This window comes from Halocynthiibacter sp. SDUM655004 (assembly GCF_026015885.1).
In the GTDB taxonomy this organism is placed as follows: Bacteria; Pseudomonadota; Alphaproteobacteria; order Rhodobacterales; family Rhodobacteraceae; genus Falsihalocynthiibacter; species Falsihalocynthiibacter halioticoli.
The window spans coordinates 788774-810977 of record NZ_JAPDUG010000001.1; the positions used below are offsets into that span (position 1 = coordinate 788774).

Here is a 22204-nt window from a genome sequence, read left to right on the forward strand (position 1 = left end):
TTCGCGGGGGCTTCTTTATTCATATCGGCTGCTTCTGTTTAATCCGCAGTCAACAGTGGTGGTTTTTTCGAGGACAGGCGCGGGGTTCCCGGCTTTTCGATCTTGAGATCAAGTTTGCCGTCTTTCACGCCGACCTTCACCAAACCACCTTTCGCGAGCTTGCCAAAGAGCAGTTCTTCGGCCAGAGGCTTTTTGATGTTTTCCTGAATGACGCGGCCAAGTGGGCGGGCGCCCATCTTGTCATCATAGCCTTTGTCAGCAAGCCATTCCGCCGCAGGGCGGGTCAGCTCAATGGAGACATTGCGGTCTAGCAATTGCGCTTCGAGTTGGAGCACGAACTTCTCGACCACTTGCAAGATCACCTCTTTGCCGAGTGGCGCAAAGCTCACAACCGCATCAAGACGGTTGCGGAACTCCGGCGTGAACGTACGCTCGATGGCGGCGGTGTCCTCGCCCTCACGACGGTCACGTCCGAAGCCGATGGCCGCTTTGGCCTGTTCGCTCGCGCCAGCATTGGAGGTCATGATGAGGATCACATTGCGGAAATCCACAGTGCGGCCGTTGTGATCGGTTAGCTTGCCGTGGTCCATCACCTGCAACAGAATGTTGTACACATCCGGATGCGCTTTCTCGATCTCGTCAAGGAGCAACACACAATGCGGGTGCTGGTCAACGCCATCCGTGAGCATACCGCCCTGATCAAAACCGACGTAACCCGGAGGCGCGCCGATCAGGCGAGAGACAGCGTGTTTCTCCATATATTCGGACATATCAAACCGCAAAAGCTCCACACCGAGGGAATCGGCGAGCTGGTTGGCCACCTCGGTTTTCCCGACGCCGGTTGGCCCTGCGAAGAGGTAATTCCCGATGGGTTTTTCGGGTTCGCGAAGGCCGGCACGGGCCAATTTGATAGCGGAGGCCAGTGTTTCGATGGCCGTATCCTGTCCGAACACAACGCGTTTGAGCGTTTTCTCCAGATCGCGCAGCACTTCGGCATCGTCCTTGGAGACGTTCTTCGCCGGAATGCGAGCAATTTTGGAAATGACGGTTTCGATTTCCTTAACGCCGATAGTTTTGCGACGGCGGCTCTCTGGCAAGAGATGTTGCGCCGCGCCAGCTTCGTCGATCACGTCAATCGCTTTGTCCGGCAGCTTACGGTCTGTGATATAGCGCGCCGAAAGCTCAACGGCGGTTTTAATCGCGTCGTTGGTATAGCGGATATCGTGATGCTCTTCGAAATATGGCTTGAGCCCCTTGAGAATCTTAACTGCATCCTCAACCGCAGGTTCGTTCACGTCGATCTTTTGGAAGCGGCGCGATAGGGCGCGGTCTTTTTCGAAGTGCTGGCGGAACTCTTTATAAGTGGTTGAGCCCATGCAGCGCAGTTTGCCGCCTTGGAGGGCGGGTTTAAGCAGGTTGCTCGCGTCCATTGCGCCACCGGAAGTTGCACCAGCGCCGATTACCGTATGGATTTCGTCGATGAAGAGGATCGCGTCGTCGTGGCTTTCCATTTCGGTCATCACGGCTTTGAGGCGCTCCTCGAAATCACCGCGATACCGTGTGCCAGCCAGAAGCGCACCCATATCGAGCGAGTAGATCGTGGCTTTGGACAAAACCTCGGGCGTTTCGCCATTAATGATCTTGTAGGCCAGCCCTTCGGCAATGGCAGTTTTACCAACACCGGGGTCGCCAACAAGCAGCGGGTTGTTCTTGCGACGACGGCAAAGCACCTGAATGCAGCGCTCAACCTCGTGGCTGCGGCCGATGAGTGGGTCAACATCGCCCTTTGCGGCTTTGACGTTCAGATCAACACAGTATTTCGCAAGTGCGCTCTCTTTGGCATCGCCCTCATCAGTGATGGTGGCCTCTTCCTCTACATCGGTTGTACCGGTGACGGGACGAGATTCGCCAAAAGCAGGGTCTTTGGCCACACCGTGGGCGATGTAGTTGACCGCGTCGTAGCGGGTCATGTCTTGTTCCTGAAGGAAATAAGCGGCGTTGGATTCACGCTCCGCAAATATTGCGACAAGAACGTTTGCGCCGGTCACTTCTGTGCGGCCGGAGGATTGAACATGGATCGCGGCACGTTGGATGACGCGTTGGAATGCGGCCGTTGGGACGGCTTCGGAACCTTCAATCGTGGTTTCGAGCGAGGAGAGATCATCGTCGATGAAATCTTCAAGCGCAGCGCGAAGCGCATCCAGATCAACGCTGCAGGCGCGCATAACCTGAGCGGCATCCGGCTCGTCGATTAGGGCAAGCAGGAGGTGTTCCAGCGTGGCAAGTTCATGTTTGCGCGCGTTCGCCAAACCGAGGGCGTTGTGGATCGCGGCTTCGAGCGTGTTGGAAAATGATGGCATTCCACTTTCCTTTCTTAGGAATTGCGGACGCAGGCGTGCGCCCGTTCTTATAGAGTTCGGCTTTCTGGCGCAGTCTTCAAGAGGAAACACCAAATCATTGCAATTATTCTTGAGTTTTGCACTTTTTCGTTACCGCACTCCTAATAATAGAGCGCCTTTTTTCACTTAAACGTTATTCCGCCGCTCGCGGAGCTCGGTAAAGACGGCAAGATCGTCGGCGTTTTCCATTCCGAGCGTCTTTCGGATGTCGGGGCTGCCACATCTTAAGAAGGGATTCGTTGCCAATTCTTCCGACAGAAGAGATGGAACCGAAGGTTTGTTTTCTGCGCGGAGAGCTTTGGTTTCGGCAGCGCGATTGACGAGGTTTGCGTTAGACGGCTCCACCGTCAAAGCCCAATTCAGGTTGGTCGTTGTGTACTCATGGCCCGAGCAAACCAGCGTTTCTGGCGGAAGTTTTTTCAGTTTTTCCATAGATTTAAGCATCATCTCCGGAGAGCCTTCAAACAGGCGGCCGCAACCCATCGCCATAAGACTGTCTGCTGTAAAGACATAAGCTGACTGAGGAAGGTAGAGCGCGAGGTGGCCGATCGTATGGCCCGACACGTCAAAAATCTGGGCCTTTTCACCGCAAAGTGTCAGCGGGTCGCCTTCGGAAACCGCGAGGTCAAGGTCCGGAAGGCGATGCGCGTCGGCCTTGGCGCCAATAATGCGGGCATTTGAAGCGCCGTTGATGTCGCCAAGGGCGTCTACGTGGTCCCAATGGTGATGTGTCAAAAACACATCGGTCAAGTGCCAGTCGTTTTCCGCAAGCACCGCGTTGATAGGCGCGGCTTCGGGCGCGTCAATGAGAGCGGTCTCTTTGGTTTGGGAGTTGTGGATCAGATATGCGTAGTTGTCCTGAAGGCAGGGGATCGTCTTGAGTTCAAGGGGCATGGTCATTTGGCTTTGCTTTGGTATGGTTGCTTTGAGTTTTGCTGATTTGGCTCGCTATTCCAAGGGGAAAGCCAATGCACCTTGATGTGCGCGACCTGAAATCTTTTTACTACCGCAGCGCGCTTGGGCGAGCCGCGCAAAAGGCTGTGCGTGATCAGCTTGTTGAGTATTGGCCCGAAGCCAAAGGCCAGACAGTGGCTGGGTATGGTTTTGCCGTACCTTTGCTGCGGCCCTATCTGGAAGATGCGCGTAGGATTGTGGCGCTTATGCCGGGGCCACAGGGCGTTATGCCGTGGCCTGCTGGGCAAAAGAATGTCTCGGTCTTGTCGGAAGAGGTGAATCTCCCGCTCGATACCGGGTCGGTTGATAAGTTGGTTTTGCTCCACGGTCTTGAAACAAGCGAGCACCCTACGGCCTTGTTAGATGAATGCCTGCGCGTGCTCGGGCCGGGCGGACGGGCGCTTTTCGTCGTGCCGAACCGAGCAGGGCTTTGGTCGCGGAGTGATAAAACGCCCTTTGGTTATGGGCGCCCGTATTCACTTGCGCAGTTAGAGACCCAACTTAAGCAACACGCCTTTCTTCCGGAACGTCACAGCGCAGCGCTGTTCTCGCCGCCATCAAGCAAACGGTTCTGGCGACGGGCTGCACCGATGTGGGAAAAGGCGGGCCGCAAGGTTTCGCCATATCTTGCGGGTGGTGTTTTGATGGTTGAGGCCAGCAAACAAATTCATGCCCCAACGCGCCCGGGTTTGCCCGAAGCGATCCGCAAACCGCTTGGCGTTCTCGAAGGGATGGTCGCTCCGGAAGGCAAAACCGCACAAAACCCGACTTGAGCGGTATTTCCTGATTCCAATTTGCTCGGGTCGATACGACGAGATCGGCGTTTTCGCTCCGCGCCGAGCGCAATCAAAAGGCGAGAGGATTCGGCTTTAGAGCGGTTCAGCGCCTTAAAACCACTCACGGCGGGGCGAAATCAGCAAACTCCGCGGTGAATTCGCAAGATGCGTCGGTTTGGCGCAAAGGAAAATCTGCTGGCGCTTGGGCGTGCGAAAGGGGTGTGGCGGCGAAAAAGGCCCATAAAAAGAGGGGTTAGCCGAGGCTAATAGTCGCGGTTCATACAAATCAGGGTGCCGTGGGGAAAAATGATGCCTCATTAGACGCTATAGAGTGTTGCGACGTGGCAAAGGCTCTGTTACATCACAGCCGATTTTAGGCACATGTGCAAACATGTGTGACTTAGGCTGCCCCAAGATGATCTGCATACCGCAGTATACGGAAGGGGCACTGACAAGCGGAAGGGTGGACGTGTCCGAACCAGCTTCGATCTCCTTGGGCATTGCCGTGCGCTATGCCACGGCCGTGTTTGATCTGGCCAAAGAAGGCAAGAAACTGAAGGCTCTTGAGGCCGACATTGATGCGCTTGAGGGCGCACTTGCTGAAAGTGCTGATTTTGCAGATTTGATCAATTCGCCTGTGTACACACGCGATGAGCAAAGCGCCGCAATCACAGCCATTGCCAAGAAAATGAAACTTTCTCCCATCGTGTCCAACACGCTGGGATTGATGGCCGAAAAGCGTCGTCTTTTCGTGCTGCCCCAATTCGTACAGGCGCTGCGCGAGCAGCTCGCTGACGAGAAGGGGGAAGTGACTGCTGAGGTTACGGCAGCTAAGAAGCTGACCAAAGCTCAGTCTGACGCGCTCGCCAAGACGCTCAAAGCGTCCGTCGGCAAAGATGTCATCGTGAATGTGGTCGTTGATGAATCCCTCATCGGCGGCCTTATTGTTAAGGTGGGCTCGAAGATGATCGATACGTCGATCGCCTCCAAGCTCAATAACCTCCAGAACGCAATGAAAGAGGTCGGATAATGGGTATCCAAGCAGCCGAGATTTCTGCGATCCTTAAGGACCAGATCAAAAACTTTGGCCAAGAGGCCGAAGTGGCCGAAGTTGGCCGTGTATTGAGCGTAGGCGATGGTATCGCCCGTGTTCACGGACTTGATAACGTTCAAGCCGGTGAAATGGTTGAGTTCCCCGGCGGTATCGCCGGTATGGCGCTGAACCTCGAAGCAGACAACGTTGGTGTTGTTATCTTCGGTTCCGACCGCGACATTAAAGAAGGTGACACAGTTAAGCGCACCAACTCGATCGTGGACGTTCCTGCTGGTGACGAACTCCTTGGCCGCGTTGTTGACGGTCTTGGTAACCCGATCGACGGCAAAGGCCCGATCAAAACAAAGAACCGCGCCATTGCGGACTCCAAAGCACCGGGCATTATCCCGCGTAAATCGGTTCACGAACCGATGGCGACAGGCCTCAAATCTGTTGACGCGATGATCCCGATTGGCCGTGGCCAGCGTGAGCTTATCATTGGTGACCGTCAGACAGGTAAAACTGCCGTTGCTCTTGACGCGATCCTCAACCAGAAGTCTTACAACGAAGCTGCTGGCGACGACGAGAACAAGAAGCTGTACTGTGTTTACGTTGCGGTTGGCCAAAAGCGTTCGACTGTTGCTCAGCTCGTTAAGAAGCTCGAAGAAACCGGCGCGATTGAGTATTCGATCGTTGTTGCTGCGACAGCTTCCGATCCTGCGCCAATGCAGTTCCTCGCACCTTACGCTGCGACTGCGATGGCCGAGCACTTCCGTGACAACGGCCGCCACGCTCTGATCATTTACGATGATCTTTCCAAGCAAGCGGTGTCCTATCGCCAGATGTCCCTGCTTCTTCGTCGTCCTCCTGGACGTGAAGCTTATCCTGGTGACGTTTTCTACCTTCACTCCCGTCTGCTGGAGCGCTCCTCCAAGCTGAACGAAGAGAACGGTTCCGGCTCGCTCACAGCGCTGCCGATCATCGAAACCCAAGGTGGTGACGTTTCTGCGTTTATTCCGACCAACGTGATCTCGATCACCGACGGTCAGATCTTCCTCGAAACTGAACTCTTCCACCAAGGTATCCGTCCTGCGGTTAACACTGGTCTGTCGGTGTCTCGTGTGGGCTCCTCGGCGCAAACAAACTCTATGAAGTCTGTTGCCGGTCCTGTGAAACTTGAGCTTGCTCAGTATCGCGAAATGGCCGCCTTCGCGCAGTTCGGTTCTGACCTCGACGCCTCTACACAGGCGCTTCTGAACCGTGGTGCTCGTCTGACCGAGTTGATGAAACAGCCACAGTACTCGCCGCTTACAAACGCCGAAATCGTTTGTGTGATCTTTGCGGGTACAAACGGTTACCTCGACAAGATCGACGTAAAAGCGGTTGGTCGTTTCGAAGCGGGCCTTCTCAACCACCTCCGCGCGAAACATGCGGATCTGTTGCAGTGGATCACCGACGAAGACCCCAAAATCAAAGGGGAAGCCGCCGACAAGATCTCCGCTGCTCTGGATGAGTACGCCGCAGATTTCGCCTAGTAACCGTTTCTTAGGATAGGATTGGATACATGCCAAACCTGAAGGACCTAAAAAACCGGATCGAGAGTGTCAAATCGACACGTAAGATCACCAAGGCCATGCAGATGGTTGCCGCGGCGAAGCTTCGCCGCGCGCAAGATGCTGCAGAAGCCGGACGTCCCTATGCAGAGCGTATGAACTCTGTGTTGGGTGGTCTGGCGGCGGCCTCTGGTGGCTCGAATTCCGGTCCGAAACTTCTCACAGGAACTGGTTCAGATCAGACTCACCTCTTGGTGGTTATGACGTCTGAGCGGGGTCTCTGTGGTGGTTTCAACTCGTCGATCGTCAAACAAGCGCGGGTTCACGCGCAGGAGTTGATCGGTAAAGGCAAAACCGTGAAAATCATCACGGTTGGCAAGAAAGGGCGCGAACAGCTCAAGCGCGAATACGCAGAGAACATGATCGATCACGTCGATCTCTCTGATGTAAAGCGCATTGGCTATAATGACGCGCACAAGATCGCCCACGATGTCCTGCACCGCTTCAACGAAGGCGAGTTCGACGTTGCGACGATTTTCTACAACCGCTTCGAAAGCGTGATCAGCCAAGTGCCAACCGCACAACAGGTGATCCCGGCCTCGTTTGAAGATACGGCCGACGAAGCATCAACGCTCTATGACTATGAGCCAAGCGAAGAGGGCATCCTTGCGGACCTTCTGCCGCGTGGTGTTGCCACACAGATTTTTGCTGCTCTCCTAGAGAACGGCGCATCCGAGCAAGGCGCTCGTATGACTGCGATGGACAACGCGACACGGAACGCTGGCGATATGATCGACGCACTGACAATCGAGTTCAACCGCTCGCGTCAGGCCGTGATCACCAACGAGCTTATCGAAATCATTTCGGGCGCTGAAGCGCTCTAAAGGACCGGAGAAACAAAATGGCAAAAGCGAAAGCTACCGGTAAAATCACTCAGGTGATTGGCGCCGTTGTAGACGTTAAATTCGAAGGCGAGCTGCCTGAGATTTTGAACGCTCTCGAAACTGACAATAATGGCAAGGCTCTCGTCCTTGAGGTTGCACAGCACCTTGGCGAGAACACAGTCCGCACAATTGCGATGGACGGGACCGAAGGCCTCGTTCGTGGCGCTGAAGTTGTGGACCGTGGCGAGCCGATCTCTGTTCCCGTGGGAACAGGTACACTTGGCCGTATCCTCAACGTTACCGGCGATCCGGTTGACGAGCAGGGCCCTGTGAAAACAGATACAAAACGTGCGATCCACCAGCCAGCACCAGATTTCGCCGAGCAGTCCACTGCTTCTGAAATCCTCGTGACAGGCATTAAGGTGATCGACCTTCTCGCCCCATATACAAAGGGTGGTAAGATTGGTCTCTTCGGTGGTGCGGGTGTTGGTAAAACAGTTCTCATCATGGAACTCATCAACAACATCGCCAAAGTGCACTCTGGCCTCTCCGTGTTTGCGGGTGTTGGCGAGCGTACACGTGAAGGTAACGACCTTTACCACGAGATGATCGAATCCGGCGTTATCGTTCCTGATAACCTCGACGAGTCGAAAATTGCGCTGGTTTACGGTCAGATGAACGAGCCTCCCGGTGCGCGTATGCGTGTTGCTCTCTCCGGTCTGACACTGGCCGAGCAGTTCCGCGACGAGACTGGTTCTGACGTTCTGTTCTTCGTTGACAACATCTTCCGCTTTACACAGGCGGGTTCCGAGGTGTCTGCGCTTCTTGGCCGTATTCCTTCGGCTGTGGGCTACCAGCCTACACTGGCGACAGACATGGGTGCGCTGCAGGAGCGGATTACATCGACCAAAGCCGGTTCGATTACATCGGTTCAAGCGGTTTACGTCCCTGCGGATGACCTTACCGACCCTGCGCCAGCGACATCGTTTGCGCACCTCGATGCGACAACCGTTCTGTCGCGTGCGATCTCGGAGCTTGGTATCTACCCTGCGGTGGACCCACTCGACTCCTCATCGCGCCTGATGGACCCTGCGGTTCTTGGTGAAGAGCACTACAACGTTGCCCGTGACATCCAAGGTATCCTCCAGCGCTACAAGTCGCTTCAGGACATCATCGCGATTCTCGGCATGGACGAACTTTCCGAGGAAGATAAGCTGACCGTTGCTCGCGCACGGAAAATCCAGCGTTTCCTCAGCCAGCCGTTCGACGTTGCGAAAGTCTTCACAGGCTCTGACGGTGTTCAGGTTCCGCTCGAAGAAACAATCGCATCGTTCAAAGCCGTTGTTGCCGGTGAATACGATCACCTCCCAGAAGGCGCCTTCTACATGGTTGGCGGCATCGACGAAGTGATCGCCAAAGCCGAGAAAATGGCTGCTGACGCTGCTTAATCTAACGGGTCTGCTCTGGTTCGGGTTTCCGAGCCAGAGTAGCGCCGCTGAAGGAGGCCAATATGGCTGATACACTGCAGTTTGATCTGGTATCCCCCGAGCGCAGCCTTGCGTCGTTTCAGGCCACCGAGGTGCAAATCCCCGGAGCCGAAGGCGACCTCACAGCAATGGCCGATCACGCGCCGCTGATTACAACGCTGCGCCCTGGCATCCTCAAGGTTGTGGGCAAAGACGGCACTCAGGAATTCGTCGTAACTGGCGGGTTTGCAGAGATTTCTGCTGAAGCGACTTCTGTTCTCGCAGAACGCGCCATGCCGGTTGCCGAAGCGACACAAGAGGTTATCGACGAAGTGTTTGCCGAGTTTGCGGCTGCACGCGAGACAATCTCTGCAGATCGCCAAGACGCGCTGAACAAGCAAGTTGCCGATCTGAATGCGATCGCAACACAGCTTGGACTTGCTACAAAATCTGCCTGATACCAGTCGGATCAACAAAATTCAAAAGCCCTGCGCCACAAGCGCGGGGCTTTTTTTGTTTCCGTTAGACAAGTATCGTTGTAGCGCGCAATCGATCTCGCACCGCGTAGCAGTTCGTGGGGCTGGTTATTTCAACAAATCACCAACAATGCCCACTGCATCGATAACGGTTGAAACGTCGTCGGTCACTTCCAAGATTTCGTCATCTACGCGGATGTACCTGTTGCCTTTACCTGGGGGCTTCAGCTTCCACTTCGAAAGGTCCCCGATATCTGTGTATTTTAGATCGACCGGTAGCTTTGCGCCGCGGGTATAGCGTTTGATCTGGCCTGGAGGAATTGCTTTCGGTCCCTTGCCAGGCTTGTCTATCTGAACTTTTTCACCTTTTGCTTTTCCGCCTTTTTCATTTGCATCGGCCATATCTGCGCCGCCAAGCGCTAAGGATATTGCGAGGGCAAAGGATAGTGATGAGGCAAGTCTCATGGGCGGCTCCTTAGAAAGGTGGGCTGGGACTTTGAAGGTAATGTCGCAAAGACGTACTATCAACCCAACTTGGATTTAGGAGCGCTGGTAATTGAATCTTAGGCAGTGGATGCTTTGAAGTCACGGCGCGGTACCCGTTTCCGCGGTCCCCCTATTTCTGCCATGATTTCCGGTTTATCCTTGCTGCTATACGAGTACGGCCGATTTTTGAGTGATTGATTATGATGCGCATGCAGCCCCATATGCTTGGGATTCAACAAGATACAACAGTTCTATTCTCTGATTTTCAGCACAACGGAGAGATGTGGACAGGGACTGGTGATCGCGAATTCCGTAGCGAAATCACGTTTGAGGAGCCGTTTCTAAAGCCGCCCATCATGCAGGTGAGCGTGGAGCTTTGGGATTTTGATCACGAAACGAACCAGCGCGCTGAGTTGGTTGCCGAGGACATTGGCAAATCCGGCTTTACGCTCGTTTTCAAAACATGGGGTGACACGCGCGTCGCGCGAATGCGCGCGACGTGGACAGCGTTTGGGCCTGTTAAGAATGAGGATGATTGGGACGTCGAATGACAACGCCCCAAATGCGTTTAACCCGCGTAGGTGCCTTCGTAGATCGGGCCGAGGGTTTCGGCCTCAAACAGCGAGGAAACCGAGGTACCGTTCCATGTGTTGAGGATGGCTTGGGCAAACATCGGAGCCGTTGGCACGATCCGAATGTTCGGTGTGTTCTTGACCGCATCGGTTGGCTGGATTGAGTCAGTGATGACAAGCGATTTCATGACCGACTTTTCGACGCGCTCAACAGCGGGGCCAGACATAACGCCATGGGTGATATAGGAATGCACTTCCTTTGCGCCATTTTCCATCAGCACTTCGGCCGCCTTACAGAGCGTACCAGCGGTATCGACCATATCGTCCACGATGATGCAGGTTTTCCCTGTCACATCACCAATCACCGTCATCTCGGCAATCTCGCCGGGCTTCTCGCGGCGTTTATCAACGATCGAGAGCGGCGCGTTGATCCGCTTGGCAAGCTCGCGTGCACGGCCAACGCCACCAACATCGGGTGACACGACCATGATTTCGTCCATGCGGCCTTTGAACTCGTGTTCGATATCAAGGGCGAAAACGGGCGAGGCGTAGAGGTTGTCTACCGGAATATCAAAGAAGCCCTGAATCTGTGTTGCGTGCAGATCAAGCGTGAGCACCCGCTCAATTCCAGAGTTTGCGATGAGGTTTGCCACCAGCTTAGCGGAGATCGGTGTGCGGGCCTTTGTACGGCGGTCTTGGCGGGCATAGCCGAAATAGGGGATGACCGCTGTGATACGCGCAGCAGAGGAGCGGCGCAGCGCATCGGCGATAATCAGCAGCTCCATCAAGTTATCGTTTGCAGGGTTCGAAGTCGGCTGGATGATGAACATATCCTCGCCGCGTACGTTTTCGAAGACTTCGACGAAAATCTCCTGATCGTTGAAGCGCTCGACGCGGGCATCCACAAGCCCAACATTTACCCCGCGATGCAGGGACATGCGCCGCGCGACGGCGGAGGCAAGTGGGCGATTGGCGTTTCCGGAAATGAGCTTGGGAGCAGTTGTGGTGGGCATGGCAGCGGTTCCCCAGATTGGATGTCACATGACAGAATCGTAACGTTGACACCGCTTACCATCCGGTTACGGTCTTGCCAAAGAAAATGCCTCAGGGAGCGCTAAAATGACCCAGATTGACTATTATTTCGCAACAATGTCGCCGTTTACCTATCTTGCTGGTGGGCGACTTGAGGAGGTCGCGGCAAAACACGGCGCTACTGTGAAATATAAACCGCTGGATATTATGGCGCTGTTTTCCCGCACCGGTGGCACTCCGCCAAAGGATCGCCATCCGAACCGCATCGAATACCGGCTTCAGGAACTCAAGCGGGTCGCGAAGCACAACGACATGCCGATCAACCTTAAACCAGCGCATTGGCCCGGGAATATGGCGCCGTCGGCCTATGCAATTATCGCGGCACAGAATGCGGGCGGCGGTGATGTTGGAGGGTTAACTCAAGCGATCTTGCGCGCCTGTTGGGCCGAAGAGAAAGACGTTGCGGATGAAAGCGTGATCCGCGAGGCGCTTTCGGCGCATGGTTTCGATCCGGAACTGGTAAACTCAGGCTTGCTAAGCGGCGCGGAAACCTATTCGCGCAACCTTGACGAAGCGGTCGAGGCCGGAGCCTTTGGCGCACCGACCTATATCGTGGGCAAGGAAGTGTTTTGGGGGCAAGATCGCCTTGATTACCTCGATGACTATCTTGCCGAGATCTCCTAGCTCTTAAACAAGCCAAGAAACTGGTCGATGGCCGAGCGGTCGATTGACCAGTCGCACACAAATCGCGCCAGCAACGGCTCATCAGGGTCGGCACCTTCGAGCGTGCCTGACATGATGTGATACTTCGCGCCACCTTCCTTAAGCCGTTTGTGCGTGGCGCGGGGCAGGTTAGCGAAGATGATGTTGCCGCCGATCGGTTGGGTGATCTCTGCTCCTTCTTTGCGCAACCCTTCGGCCAGATAGGCGGTTGTTGCATTGGCCTGTTCAGCATTTTTGAGCCAGAGGTCGTCCGTCAGGTAGGCTTGCATTTGCGCGGCAAGATAGCGGTTCTTGGAAAAGAGATGCGCCGCCCGTTTGCGACGAAGTTCGAATTGGGCCGCAAGCTCGGGGTTAAAGAAGATCGCCGCCTCAACGCCCAGCAATCCGTTTTTCGTTCCGCCAAAGCTCAGACAATCAATGCCGGCTTCCCACGACATCTCTGCGGGGCTGCATCCAAGCGTCGCGACGGCGTTGGCAAAGCGCGCGCCATCCATATGCGTGGAAAGCCCATATTGCGTGGCAACGCCCGTGATAGAGCGGATTTCTTCGAGGCTATAGATCGAGCCGGTTTCGGTGATCTGGGTAATGGAAACAGGGCCGCGCTGGGGCCCGTGAACGCCGCGGTTCTCTTCCAGCAGCAGTTTGGCTTCAAGATCGCCGGCCGTCATCTTGCCGTCGGTTGTTGGCACCAAAGTGAGCTTCGCGCCGCCGGTAAAGAACTCGGGTGCGTTGCATTCATCTTCGTGGATATGTGCGCGATTAGAACAGAAAATGGTTTCAAACGGCTTGGTGATTGTCGAAAGGATCAGCGAATTCGCCGCCGTTCCTGTGGCCACCAAATAGACAGAGGCTTTAGGCGCCTCAAATAGCTCGCGTATCTTCGCGGATACCTGTGCAGAGAGCGGATCAGAACCATAAGCCGAGGCATAGCCCTCATTCGCATGAGAAAGAGCAGCCAGCACAGATGGGTGCGCGGGGCCGGAATTATCGCTTTCAAAAAACATCAGTCGAGGTCCTCTATGATATAGTTTTCCCATTCCTCTTCGGGGATTTCGAATTCGGGCACGGTCCAGCCGCGCACGGATTCTCCGGCTTCGTGAACCGTTTCGGGGGTGCCGGAAATCAGAGGATGCCAATCAAAAAGCGGCTTGCCCTCAAACAGCAACCGGTAAGCGCAGGTGCGCGGCATCCAATAGGCCACATCCTTGATCGTCTCGGGTTTCAGCACAACGCATTCCGGTACGAATTGCTTGCGGATGTCATATTGCGCACAACGGCAACTGTCGTCGTCAAGCAGGCGGCACGCCACGCGCGTAAAGGCAACCTCGTTGGTGTCAGGGTCTTCGAGCTTGTTGAGGCAGCATTTTCCGCAGCCATCACACAGCGCTTCCCACTCCTCGGCGTTCATTTTGGTCAGGGGAATTTTTTCCCAGAATTTGGACCGCAGCCCAGTGCGTTTGATCGGGTCTTTCATGGGCGGCTCAAGGTGTTTCTAGCGCATCAAGGATGTTCTGCGCTTCTTGGCAGTCCTTGTTCATCTGGGTGATGAGCGCCTCTACGTTTTCAAATTTCACTTCGGGGCGCAGGTATTCCACAAGCGCGACTGACAAGTTCTCGCCATAAATGTCGCCTTTGAAATCAAAGATATAGCTCTCGAGGTTCGGGAGGTTTTCGCCAAACATAGGACGAACACCCATAGAGGCCGCACCGCGGTACTGCCCTTTGTGTGGTCCGGTCAGAATTTCGACCAACACAACGTAAACGCCGAACTTTGGCGGGTGTAGACCCGTGATCGACATATTTGCGGTTGGATACCCAAGATCGCGGCCGCGTTGGTCTCCGCGGATTACGGGGCCTTCGATGCGGTGGTGGTGGCCGAGCATCCGCGCGGCGTCGCGCGGGCGGCCTTCGGAGAGCGCTTGGCGGATGGCGGAAGAAGACACTTCCTCGCCGGCGTCATGCATCAATTCGGCGATTGTGACGTCAAAACCAAGTTCGCGTCCAAACGCGATAAGATCTTGTACGTTGCCGCCACGGTTCTTTCCAAAGCAGAAATCCGCACCAACGGTTACATGTTTAACGCCCAGATTTTCCGCGAGGATCACCTCGGCAAACTCTCGGGCGGTCAGGTTCGAGAGTGTGTCGTTGAAGCTGAGTTCGTAGAGCCGCTCAACGCCAAGTTTCTCGAGCCGATGCGCTTTGGCCTCTGCATTCATCAGGCGGAAGGCGGGTGCTTTGGGCGCGAAATACTGACGGGGGTGCGGCTCGAATGTCAGAATGCCAAGCGGACAATCCGGCGCAGCGTTGCGCGCAATGTCGATCACCTTCTGGTGGCCTTTGTGCACGCCATCGAAATTGCCAATGGCAATGCTGGCGCCACGATCGGCAGGGGCTAGGAATTGGTAATCACGATAAATGCGCATGGGTTCGACATATCTTTGGCACCCACCGCACGCAAGGGTTAGTCGAACTTTCGTGACGTAGCGAGGACTTGCGCCTCGCCCTTCAGCACGGGCTTGTCTTTGATCGTGCAGATGCAATCCAGCGCAACGCGGCGGTTGGTGTAGTTAATATCCGCAACCGTAACTTCGGCGCGAACAACATCTCCGGGGCGTACCGGCGCAAGAAACTTAAGCGACTGGCCAAGATAGATCGTGCCATGGCCGGGAAGTTGCTCGCCGATCACCGCCGAAACGAGTCCTGCGGTTAACATCCCGTGGGCGATGCGGCCTTCGAAAATCGTGTCGTGCGCGTAGTCGTCATCCAAGTGAACAGGATTGTGGTCGGTCGAGACTTCAGCAAATAGCGCGATATCCCGATCTGTTATTTCCTTTTGGAGATAACGCGACATACCGACTTCCAAATCTTCGATACAGATCGTGCCGCGCGGGAGGTTGTCGCGGTGCGGGGCAAGCGGTTCTATGCTTGAAATCTGGGTCATTTGGGTGTCCTGCGGCAAGATTTGGTAAGCAACAAAAGTTCCGTAAATCACACATTACAGAAATTTTATTACTTTGCAACTGCAGAAAGCCCGGAGGCGTCAGCGCAGGAAGCCAATCGAATAAGTGGGCGAGAGGCTGTGTTTCGCGAGGTAATTGTCCAGAAGCTGTGGGTCTGGCTGTGTTTTGGTTGCCGTTTCAGCGGCTGCGAGGCCACCAGTGATGAACAGGCAATCAATATTCTCGCCAATCGCGCCTTGAATATCGGTATGGATGCCATCGCCAATCGCCAATACGCGGGTATCGGGGATGTTTGGATCAAGCTCTGCAAGGCGGCGGCGGGCGAGGTCATAAATCGGCGCATGTGGCTTGCCGAAGTAGAGGCTTTCGCCGCCCATTTCCGTATAGAGTGCCGCCAATGCGCCGGCGCAGTATTCGCGGCGATCACCACGGTCCACGACGATATCGGGGTTGGCACAGAGCAATTTCAGACCGCGCGCCTTAGCCGAGAGGAACGTGGGGCGGTTTACTTCGGGTTCGGCTTGCGCATCCGGTGCGCCGCAACAGACGATGCCCTCAGCCTCTTCGAGCGGAACAGTCGTGATTTCGTGGGGATTGTGCAGGAGGTGCAGCGGTTTGAAAAACGCAGCTTTCTCTTCTTCGGTGCCCATGAAATAGACCTTGTCCCCAACGATGCCTTCAAACATCGCCGCACGCGCGGAATCGCCAGAGGTTGCAATGGTGTCCCATGCGTCAGTCGGAACGCCGAAGCCCTTGAGCTGAATTTCGACCGAGGCGCGAGGGCGGGGTGAGTTTGTCAGCAAAACAACCTTACCGCCGGTTTTGCGATAGGCTTGGAGGGCCGCAACCGCATCGGGCAGAGCCGCGACACCATCGTGGACACAGCCCCAGAGATCGACGAACAGCGCGTCATAGGGGGCGGAAATCTCGGCCAGCGATTGAACGATACGTGTCATGGGGCACCTGTTTGGAAATGCGAATTTGAAAAGCACCTCGGGGCAGAATGGCCCGCCCCGAGAGTTTGTCTGGATCAGACCTTGAGGTTTGGAATGATCTGTTTCTTGCGGCTCATGATGCCTGGCAGGACAACGCTGTCGCCCTCAACGGTTGCGCCAAAGCTCTTCTCGGCCACGGATTTCACGGTTTCGTTTGGAATGAGAAGCGTGGCCTCTTCGTTGAGGATGTCGACAACAAAGAGCAGCACGTGATCAACGCCATCTTCCTTGGCAACGTCACCACAGGAATTCAGCAGGCTTGCTTTGCGGTCCAGAACGATAGCGGGCGCAGTCGTTTCCAGTACGGACACGCGGAATTTGGTGCCGTCCACGGCATATTCCTTGCTGTCCATGCGGATCAACTCGGCGTCGCTAAAGGCCGAAACGTCGGACTTTGCAGCGAACATTTCAGAGGCATACTCAGAGATGTCGAGGCCCAATTCACCGGCAAGTTTCTCGGCCAGTGCTTTGTCTTGATCTGTCGTTGTAGGGGAGCGGAATTCCAGCGTATCCGACAGGATGCAGGACAGCATAACGCCCTTAACCCAATCTGGCATTTTCTCTGCGTTTGGTCCCATCAGGTTGTGCATGATGGTTGCGGTACAGGCCAGCGGGCGGATTGTGATGTTGATCGGGCCTTTTGTCTCGATGCCGCCAACGAGCTTGTGGTGGTCGATGATCGCCTGAATGTCAGCGTCGTTGATGTTATCAGGCAGCTCGGCAGGGTTGTTCGTATCGACGATCACAACCGGTGTGTCTGCAGAAACTTCGGAGATAATCGAAGGCTTGGTTAGGTCCCAGCGTTTCAGAACAAAGGCGGCTTCGGTGTTGGGCTCGCCCAAGAGAACGGCTTCTGCTTTCTGTCCTTTGACATCGTTCAGATACCACGCCCAAATGATCGCGGAACCGAGGCTGTCTGTGTCGGGGGACTTGTGGCCAAATACGAGTGTTGTCATGAGTTTTTCCATATCGAGAGGGAGTTTGCCCGCCTTATAGGCCCGTTGGCATGGCTTGTCACCCTGTCTGCGCGTGATAGGCTGTGAATGGCCAAAGCAAAGTAAAACAAGCGGAACGGGTGGCGTGGCAAAAGCGGGCAGCAGCAAAGAAAAGGCAGCGAAAACAGGGTTTGCCCGTGAGGCTGATCTCTACCCACCGATCAAGACTTATCTTGAGGCGCAGGGCTATGAGGTCAAGGCCGAAATAGGTGCTGTGGATGTTGTGGCCATTCGCGGAGAGGAGCCGCCTGTTTTGGTCGAGATCAAGCGCGGATTTACGCTATCCTTGCTGCATCAGGGCGTTGCGCGGTTGGCCATCAGCGATGATGTGTATCTTGCGATTCCGCGCGGTAAGGGGAAGGCTTTTCTTACAGCACTCAAGGGGCACAAAACTCTGTGTCGTCGCCTTGGTCTTGGGCTTATCACCGTGCGTCCGCGCGATAATTTCGTCGAGGTGCATCTCGATCCCGGGCCGTATACGCCGCGCAAATCAAAGCTACGGCAAGGGCGATTGCTGCGTGAATTTGCTCGCCGTGTGGGGGATCCGAACGCTGGCGGCCAAACACGCAGTGGCATCGTAACCGCCTATCGCCAAGACGCGCTCAAGGTCGCGGCCTATCTTGCTGCAACAGGGCCAAGTAAAGGCGCTCATGTGGCCAAGGCCACGGGGGTTGAAATGGCCACGCGGTTAATGGCGGATGATCATTACGGCTGGTTCGAACGGGTAGAGAAGGGGATTTATGCGCTCACTCCCAAAGGAGAGGCCGAGCGTGGCGCTTTTGAAGGCGCGCTCCCAACAACTACTCCATCGGCGTAAGCGTATAGCCCGCTTCGGCGAGCAAATTCAAAACGCCTTCATCTCCTGCCAAGTGAGCCGCTCCGACCGCCACAACAACAGTTGCGTCTTCTGCAGCAGGGAGAAGCACATCCATCCAGTTTCGGTTCCGCCCGTTGATCATCAATTCCTCAACTTCTGTGAGCATCTCCGTCACCTCTTCACGCGTGGTTCCCGGCGTTTCGTAGGATTTCAGGCGGCTGAACTCCCAGATCAAGCTGTGCTCCCCCTCGAAATAGGCATCAACCAAAGTGACGTTCATATCTGCGCTGATGTCTGCTTGGGCGAGGGCGGTCCGAAGAAAATCCAATGCAGTTTCATCTTCACCCTGATCAAAAAAGGTAAGAGCGGTGTCATAAGGCTCAAGTCCGCTGGTCGGGATACCTTCACCCTCGGCATAGGCCATGAGCAGATGATCCAGCCCCTTGGCCTTACCGGTTAGCAGTTCAGAGGCGCAGGGCGGCACGGAAAGTGTCATCATCGCATAAGATGGTTTGAACTTGCTCGCCAAAAACGCAGGTATGCCCCGTTGGGTCATTTGATCGGAAAGCAACTGCCATTCCTCTTCAGTCAGCAATTCAGGCAGCGACGGCCCGTCAGTTATAAAGAGAAGTTCGGGTTGGCTGCCAATCGCGTCTTGTGCCTTGGCAAGGTCCTCGCTGTTGGCTTCGAAAAATACGATATCGCTTGCGTCAATCAGCGGCTTAAGCTTTTCGATCTGCGCTTCGTGGCGCGCATCGGGCATATGAAGCGTACCCTGCACGTAAATATCGCTTCCGTCCTTCTTTGCATGCCAAAGATTTCCAACGGGAAATGGCTTGGCGTGCGCCGTAGAAACAAGGGCTTCGCGCTGGTCATCCGGCAGGGCGGCAATCAAGTTTTCACCCTCGCAGGCCGCAGCGGCGGGAAGGGCGGAGAGAAGTAAAAATGCAATTGATTTCAATGTTTTGCGCATGCCGCCTCCAATGTCTTAACCTAACTTAATGCCCAATCGTTCAAATGCAATTTGGTTTCCGAAAAAAAATCGTATCCGCGCTGTTGACAGAGCATGACCCGATACATAGGTTCCGTTCGTTATCACTCGCACGTGATGAGTGATAACATTGATTGAAACCTCGAACGAAGGAGCGTTCAGAGATGGCATTTACCCCGTTGCACGACCGTGTTCTGGTCCGTCGCGTTGAAACCGACGAGAAAACCGCTGGTGGCCTCTATATCCCCGAAAGCGCAAAAGAAAAACCTGCCGAAGCAGAAGTTATTGCAGTTGGTGAAGGTGCCCGCAAAGACAGCGGCGAGTTGATCCCGATGTCTGTTAAAGCTGGTGACAAAGTTCTCTTTGGCAAGTGGTCCGGCACAGAAGTGACCGTTGACGGCGAAGAGCTGCTCATCATGAAAGAAAGCGACATCCTTGGCCTCATCAGCTAAGCGATCACTTTCCAATTTTTTAGAATTCTAGGAGTTTGAAATGGCTAAAGAAGTCCGTTTTGATACCGACGCCCGCAATAAAATGCTCGACGGCGTGAATGTTCTGGCTGATGCCGTCAAAGTGACGCTCGGCCCTAAAGGCCGCAACGTTGTGATTGAGAAATCCTTCGGTGCGCCACGCATCACAAAAGACGGTGTATCCGTTGCCAAAGAGATCGAGCTTGAAGACAAGTTCGAGAACATGGGCGCACAAATGGTTAAGGAAGTTGCTTCCCGGACCAATGACGAAGCAGGTGACGGTACAACAACCGCGACTGTTCTCGCACAAGCCATCGTTAAAGAAGGCCTGAAGTCGGTTGCCGCTGGCATGAACCCGATGGACCTGAAGCGCGGTATCGACCTTGCAGTTGCAAAAGTTGTTGACGCGATCAAAGCGTCCGCACGCGCTGTTAAAGACAGCGACGAAGTCGCTCAGGTTGGTACAATCTCCGCCAACGGCGAAGCAGAAATCGGCCGTCAAATCGCCGACGCTATGCAAAAAGTTGGCAACGAAGGCGTGATCACTGTTGAGGAAAACAAAGGTCTGGAAACAGAAACAGACGTTGTTGAAGGCATGCAGTTCGACCGCGGTTTCCTCTCCCCTTACTTCGTGACAAACCCAGACAAGATGATCGCCGAACTCGACGATTGTTTGATCCTGCTTCACGAGAAGAAACTCTCTTCGCTTCAGCCAATGGTTCCACTGCTCGAAACAGTGATCCAGTCCGGCAAGCCACTCCTCATCATCGCTGAAGATGTTGAAGGCGAAGCTCTTGCAACTCTCGTTGTGAACAAGCTGCGCGGCGGTCTGAAAATCGCTGCTGTTAAAGCTCCTGGCTTCGGCGATCGCCGCAAAGCCATGCTGCAAGACATCGCGATCCTTACAGGTGGTCAGGTGATCTCCGAAGAGCTTGGCATGAAGCTTGAGTCCGTCACTATGGACATGCTCGGCACTGCGAAAACTGTTTCGATCACAAAAGACGAAACAACTATCGTTGACGGTGCTGGCGAGAAAGCCGAGATCGAAGCACGTGTTGCTCAGATCCGCACTCAGATCGAAGAGACTTCTTCGGACTACGACCGTGAGAAGCTTCAGGAACGTGTTGCGAAACTCGCAGGCGGTGTTGCAGTTATCCGCGTTGGCGGCATGACAGAAACAGAAGTGAAAGAGCGCAAAGACCGCGTTGATGACGCTCTGAACGCGACACGTGCCGCTGTTCAAGAAGGCGTAATCGTTGGTGGTGGTGTTGCTCTGGTTCAGGCTGGTAAAGCACTTGTCGACATGACAGCAGCTAACTCCGACCAAGAAGCTGGTATCGCCATCGTTCGCCGCGCTCTCGAAGCTCCGCTTCGTCAGATCGCTGAAAACGCAGGTGTTGACGGCGCAGTTGTTGCTGGCAAAGTCCGCGAAAGCGACGACGTCACATTCGGCTTCAACGCTCAAACCGAAGAATATGGCGACATGTTCTCCTTCGGTGTGATCGATCCTGCCAAAGTGACACGGACAGCACTCGAAGACGCTGCTTCCATCGCTGGCCTTCTGATCACAACAGAAGCAATGATTGCTGAGAAGCCTGCTCCTGCATCCGCACCTGCTGGTGGCGGCATGCCAGACATGGGCGGCATGGGCGGCATGATGTAAGCCACCCGGCTATAACTTACGAAAGGGCTCGCCATGTGCGGGCCCTTTTGCTTTTCCGGCTCACGCTCAATTTTCGGTGACATGCGCTTGCCTTACAGTTCCAGTCCCGTATGAACCCATTATGAAACTCATCCTCCTTACCGCTCTCACGATGGTTGCCTTTGCGGCCAATTCGGTTCTGAACCGTCTGGCACTGGCTGACCAAGCCATCGATCCGGCAAGCTTTGCGGCTATTCGGATTGCGGCGGGGGCTCTCGTTCTGTGGCTTCTGGTTCTGCTGCGAAAAGGAGTGATCCGGTTCCACTTTGGTGGAGTAGTGTCGCTTGCGGCTTATATGCTTGGCTTTTCCTTTGCGTATGTCTCGCTCGATACGGGCGTTGGGGCGCTCATCCTCTTTGGCGGCGTTCAAGTTACCATGTTCCTCGGGGCACTCGTGAATCGCGAAGCCCTTCCGCCTGCGCGGTGGCTCGGCGCTGGTGTCGCTTTTGCCGGCCTTATGGTGCTTGTCTGGCCAGGTGGCTCGGTTGCGATTTCGCCCCTAGGCGCTGGGCTAATGGCTGCCGCGGCTGTGGGGTGGGGCGTCTATTCGCTGATCGGCAAAGGCGCTTCTGATGCGCTGGCCAATACGGCGTCAAACTTCATTTTTGCACTGCCATTTGGCCTCGTGGCGTTGCTGATTGTGCCGGAGTTACACGCCACTGGGTCTGGCGTTGTTTTGGCGGTCATCTCTGGGGCCGTGACGTCTGGTCTTGGTTATGCGCTTTGGTATGCGATCTTACCGCGTATGTCGGCTTCTATAGCGGCTATTGTGATGCTTACCGTGCCCGTGATCGCGACTGCGGGCGGTGTAATCTTCTTAGGTGAGAATGTTGGTCTGCGCTTCGCCACCGCGACGGTGCTTGTGCTGGGTGGTGTGCTGATTGCCGCCAAACCCGCGCGAACGTGATGTTACCCAAACG

23 protein-coding genes are annotated in these 22204 nt (G+C 55.1%); 12 read left to right on the forward strand and 11 right to left on the reverse strand.

The features are described from left to right. Positions 1-38: 38 nt before the first annotated feature. Together clpA and gloB are read right to left on the reverse strand one after the other, a co-directional pair. Positions 39-2360: an ATP-dependent Clp protease ATP-binding subunit ClpA gene (gene clpA / locus N9C89_RS03850; RefSeq protein ID WP_263952518.1), complete on the reverse strand. Its 2322-nt coding sequence runs from the start codon at positions 2358-2360 to the stop codon at positions 39-41. A gap of 165 nt (positions 2361-2525) precedes the next feature. Beyond that, positions 2526-3299 (reverse strand): hydroxyacylglutathione hydrolase, encoded by a 774-nt coding sequence (gene gloB / locus N9C89_RS03855; RefSeq protein ID WP_263952519.1) that lies wholly within the window; start codon positions 3297-3299, stop codon positions 2526-2528. 68 nt (positions 3300-3367) lie between these two features. On the opposite strand from gloB, the gene N9C89_RS03860 reads away from it, so the two are divergent. From N9C89_RS03860 to N9C89_RS03885, 6 genes are all read left to right on the forward strand, one after another. Next, positions 3368-4126 carry a class I SAM-dependent methyltransferase gene (locus tag N9C89_RS03860; RefSeq protein WP_263952520.1) on the forward strand — a complete coding sequence of 253 codons (759 nt, stop codon included), beginning with the start codon at positions 3368-3370 and terminating at the stop codon, positions 4124-4126. A gap of 472 nt (positions 4127-4598) precedes the next feature. Next, positions 4599-5159, forward strand: a complete 561-nt coding sequence (locus N9C89_RS03865; protein ID WP_263952521.1) for a F0F1 ATP synthase subunit delta — start codon at positions 4599-4601, stop codon at positions 5157-5159. Beyond that, positions 5159-6697, forward strand: a complete 1539-nt coding sequence (atpA, locus tag N9C89_RS03870; RefSeq protein WP_263952522.1) for a F0F1 ATP synthase subunit alpha — start codon at positions 5159-5161, stop codon at positions 6695-6697. Before N9C89_RS03865 ends, atpA begins: the two co-directional genes overlap by 1 nt. A gap of 29 nt (positions 6698-6726) precedes the next feature. After that, entirely contained in the window at positions 6727-7599 is an 873-nt protein-coding gene (locus N9C89_RS03875; protein ID WP_263952523.1) for a F0F1 ATP synthase subunit gamma, read from the forward strand. Between the two features lie 17 nt (positions 7600-7616). Next, a complete protein-coding gene (atpD, locus tag N9C89_RS03880; RefSeq protein ID WP_263952524.1) occupies positions 7617-9047 on the forward strand; it encodes a F0F1 ATP synthase subunit beta in 1431 nt (476 codons plus the stop codon). 62 nt (positions 9048-9109) lie between these two features. Beyond that, a complete protein-coding gene (locus N9C89_RS03885; protein WP_263952525.1) occupies positions 9110-9523 on the forward strand; it encodes a F0F1 ATP synthase subunit epsilon in 414 nt (137 codons plus the stop codon). Between the two features lie 126 nt (positions 9524-9649). On the opposite strand, the gene N9C89_RS03890 is transcribed toward N9C89_RS03885, so the two are convergent. Next, positions 9650-10006 carry a hypothetical protein gene (locus N9C89_RS03890; protein ID WP_263952526.1) on the reverse strand — a complete coding sequence of 119 codons (357 nt, stop codon included), beginning with the start codon at positions 10004-10006 and terminating at the stop codon, positions 9650-9652. Between the two features lie 242 nt (positions 10007-10248). Between N9C89_RS03890 and N9C89_RS03895 the strand changes: the two genes are divergently transcribed. Continuing rightward, a complete protein-coding gene (locus N9C89_RS03895) occupies positions 10249-10578 on the forward strand; it encodes an H-type lectin domain-containing protein (RefSeq protein WP_263952527.1) in 330 nt (109 codons plus the stop codon). Between the two features lie 17 nt (positions 10579-10595). Here N9C89_RS03895 and N9C89_RS03900 read toward each other — a convergent pair whose 3' ends face one another. Further along, complete coding sequence (locus tag N9C89_RS03900) at positions 10596-11612, reverse strand: ribose-phosphate pyrophosphokinase (RefSeq protein ID WP_263952528.1); 1017 nt, start codon at positions 11610-11612, stop codon at positions 10596-10598. A gap of 106 nt (positions 11613-11718) precedes the next feature. On the opposite strand from N9C89_RS03900, the gene N9C89_RS03905 reads away from it, so the two are divergent. After that, a complete protein-coding gene (locus N9C89_RS03905) occupies positions 11719-12315 on the forward strand; it encodes a 2-hydroxychromene-2-carboxylate isomerase (protein ID WP_263952529.1) in 597 nt (198 codons plus the stop codon). Here N9C89_RS03905 and N9C89_RS03910 read toward each other — a convergent pair. The 6 genes from N9C89_RS03910 to N9C89_RS03935 form a co-directional block, all read right to left on the reverse strand. Beyond that, positions 12312-13358 (reverse strand): threonine aldolase family protein, encoded by a 1047-nt coding sequence (locus N9C89_RS03910; RefSeq protein WP_263952530.1) that lies wholly within the window; start codon positions 13356-13358, stop codon positions 12312-12314. The two genes, N9C89_RS03905 and N9C89_RS03910, sit on opposite strands and share 4 nt — an antisense overlap. Then, entirely contained in the window at positions 13358-13828 is a 471-nt protein-coding gene (locus N9C89_RS03915) for a YcgN family cysteine cluster protein (protein ID WP_263952531.1), read from the reverse strand. The genes N9C89_RS03910 and N9C89_RS03915 overlap by 1 nt, the downstream gene beginning before the upstream one ends. Before the next feature lie 7 nt (positions 13829-13835). Further along, positions 13836-14777, reverse strand: coding sequence for a bifunctional riboflavin kinase/FAD synthetase (locus tag N9C89_RS03920; RefSeq protein ID WP_263952532.1), 942 nt, complete (start codon positions 14775-14777; stop codon positions 13836-13838). A 38-nt stretch (positions 14778-14815) separates the two neighbouring features. Next, on the reverse strand, positions 14816-15295 hold the full coding sequence (locus N9C89_RS03925; protein WP_263952533.1) for a MaoC family dehydratase: 480 nt from the start codon (positions 15293-15295) through the stop codon (positions 14816-14818). Between the two features lie 99 nt (positions 15296-15394). After that, positions 15395-16270, reverse strand: coding sequence for a TIGR01459 family HAD-type hydrolase (locus N9C89_RS03930; protein WP_263952534.1), 876 nt, complete (start codon positions 16268-16270; stop codon positions 15395-15397). Positions 16271-16344: 74 nt separating this feature from the next. Then, entirely contained in the window at positions 16345-17265 is a 921-nt protein-coding gene (locus N9C89_RS03935) for a manganese-dependent inorganic pyrophosphatase (RefSeq protein WP_263952535.1), read from the reverse strand. A gap of 124 nt (positions 17266-17389) precedes the next feature. On the opposite strand from N9C89_RS03935, the gene N9C89_RS03940 reads away from it, so the two are divergent. Then, positions 17390-18121, forward strand: a complete 732-nt coding sequence (locus N9C89_RS03940) for a DUF2161 domain-containing phosphodiesterase (protein WP_263952536.1) — start codon at positions 17390-17392, stop codon at positions 18119-18121. Here N9C89_RS03940 and N9C89_RS03945 read toward each other — a convergent pair. Further along, entirely contained in the window at positions 18105-19094 is a 990-nt protein-coding gene (locus N9C89_RS03945; protein WP_263952537.1) for a TraB/GumN family protein, read from the reverse strand. The genes N9C89_RS03940 and N9C89_RS03945 overlap by 17 nt on opposite strands. A gap of 182 nt (positions 19095-19276) precedes the next feature. Here N9C89_RS03945 and N9C89_RS03950 point away from each other — a divergent pair, with 182 nt between their 5' ends. The 3 genes from N9C89_RS03950 (at position 19277) to N9C89_RS03960 (ending at position 22191) form a co-directional block, all read left to right on the forward strand. Next, a complete protein-coding gene (locus N9C89_RS03950; protein WP_263952538.1) occupies positions 19277-19564 on the forward strand; it encodes a co-chaperone GroES in 288 nt (95 codons plus the stop codon). 40 nt (positions 19565-19604) lie between these two features. Further along, positions 19605-21245: a chaperonin GroEL gene (gene groL, locus N9C89_RS03955; protein WP_263952539.1), complete on the forward strand. Its 1641-nt coding sequence runs from the start codon at positions 19605-19607 to the stop codon at positions 21243-21245. Positions 21246-21366: 121 nt separating this feature from the next. After that, entirely contained in the window at positions 21367-22191 is an 825-nt protein-coding gene (locus tag N9C89_RS03960) for a DMT family transporter (RefSeq protein ID WP_263952540.1), read from the forward strand. Positions 22192-22204 lie beyond the last annotated feature (13 nt).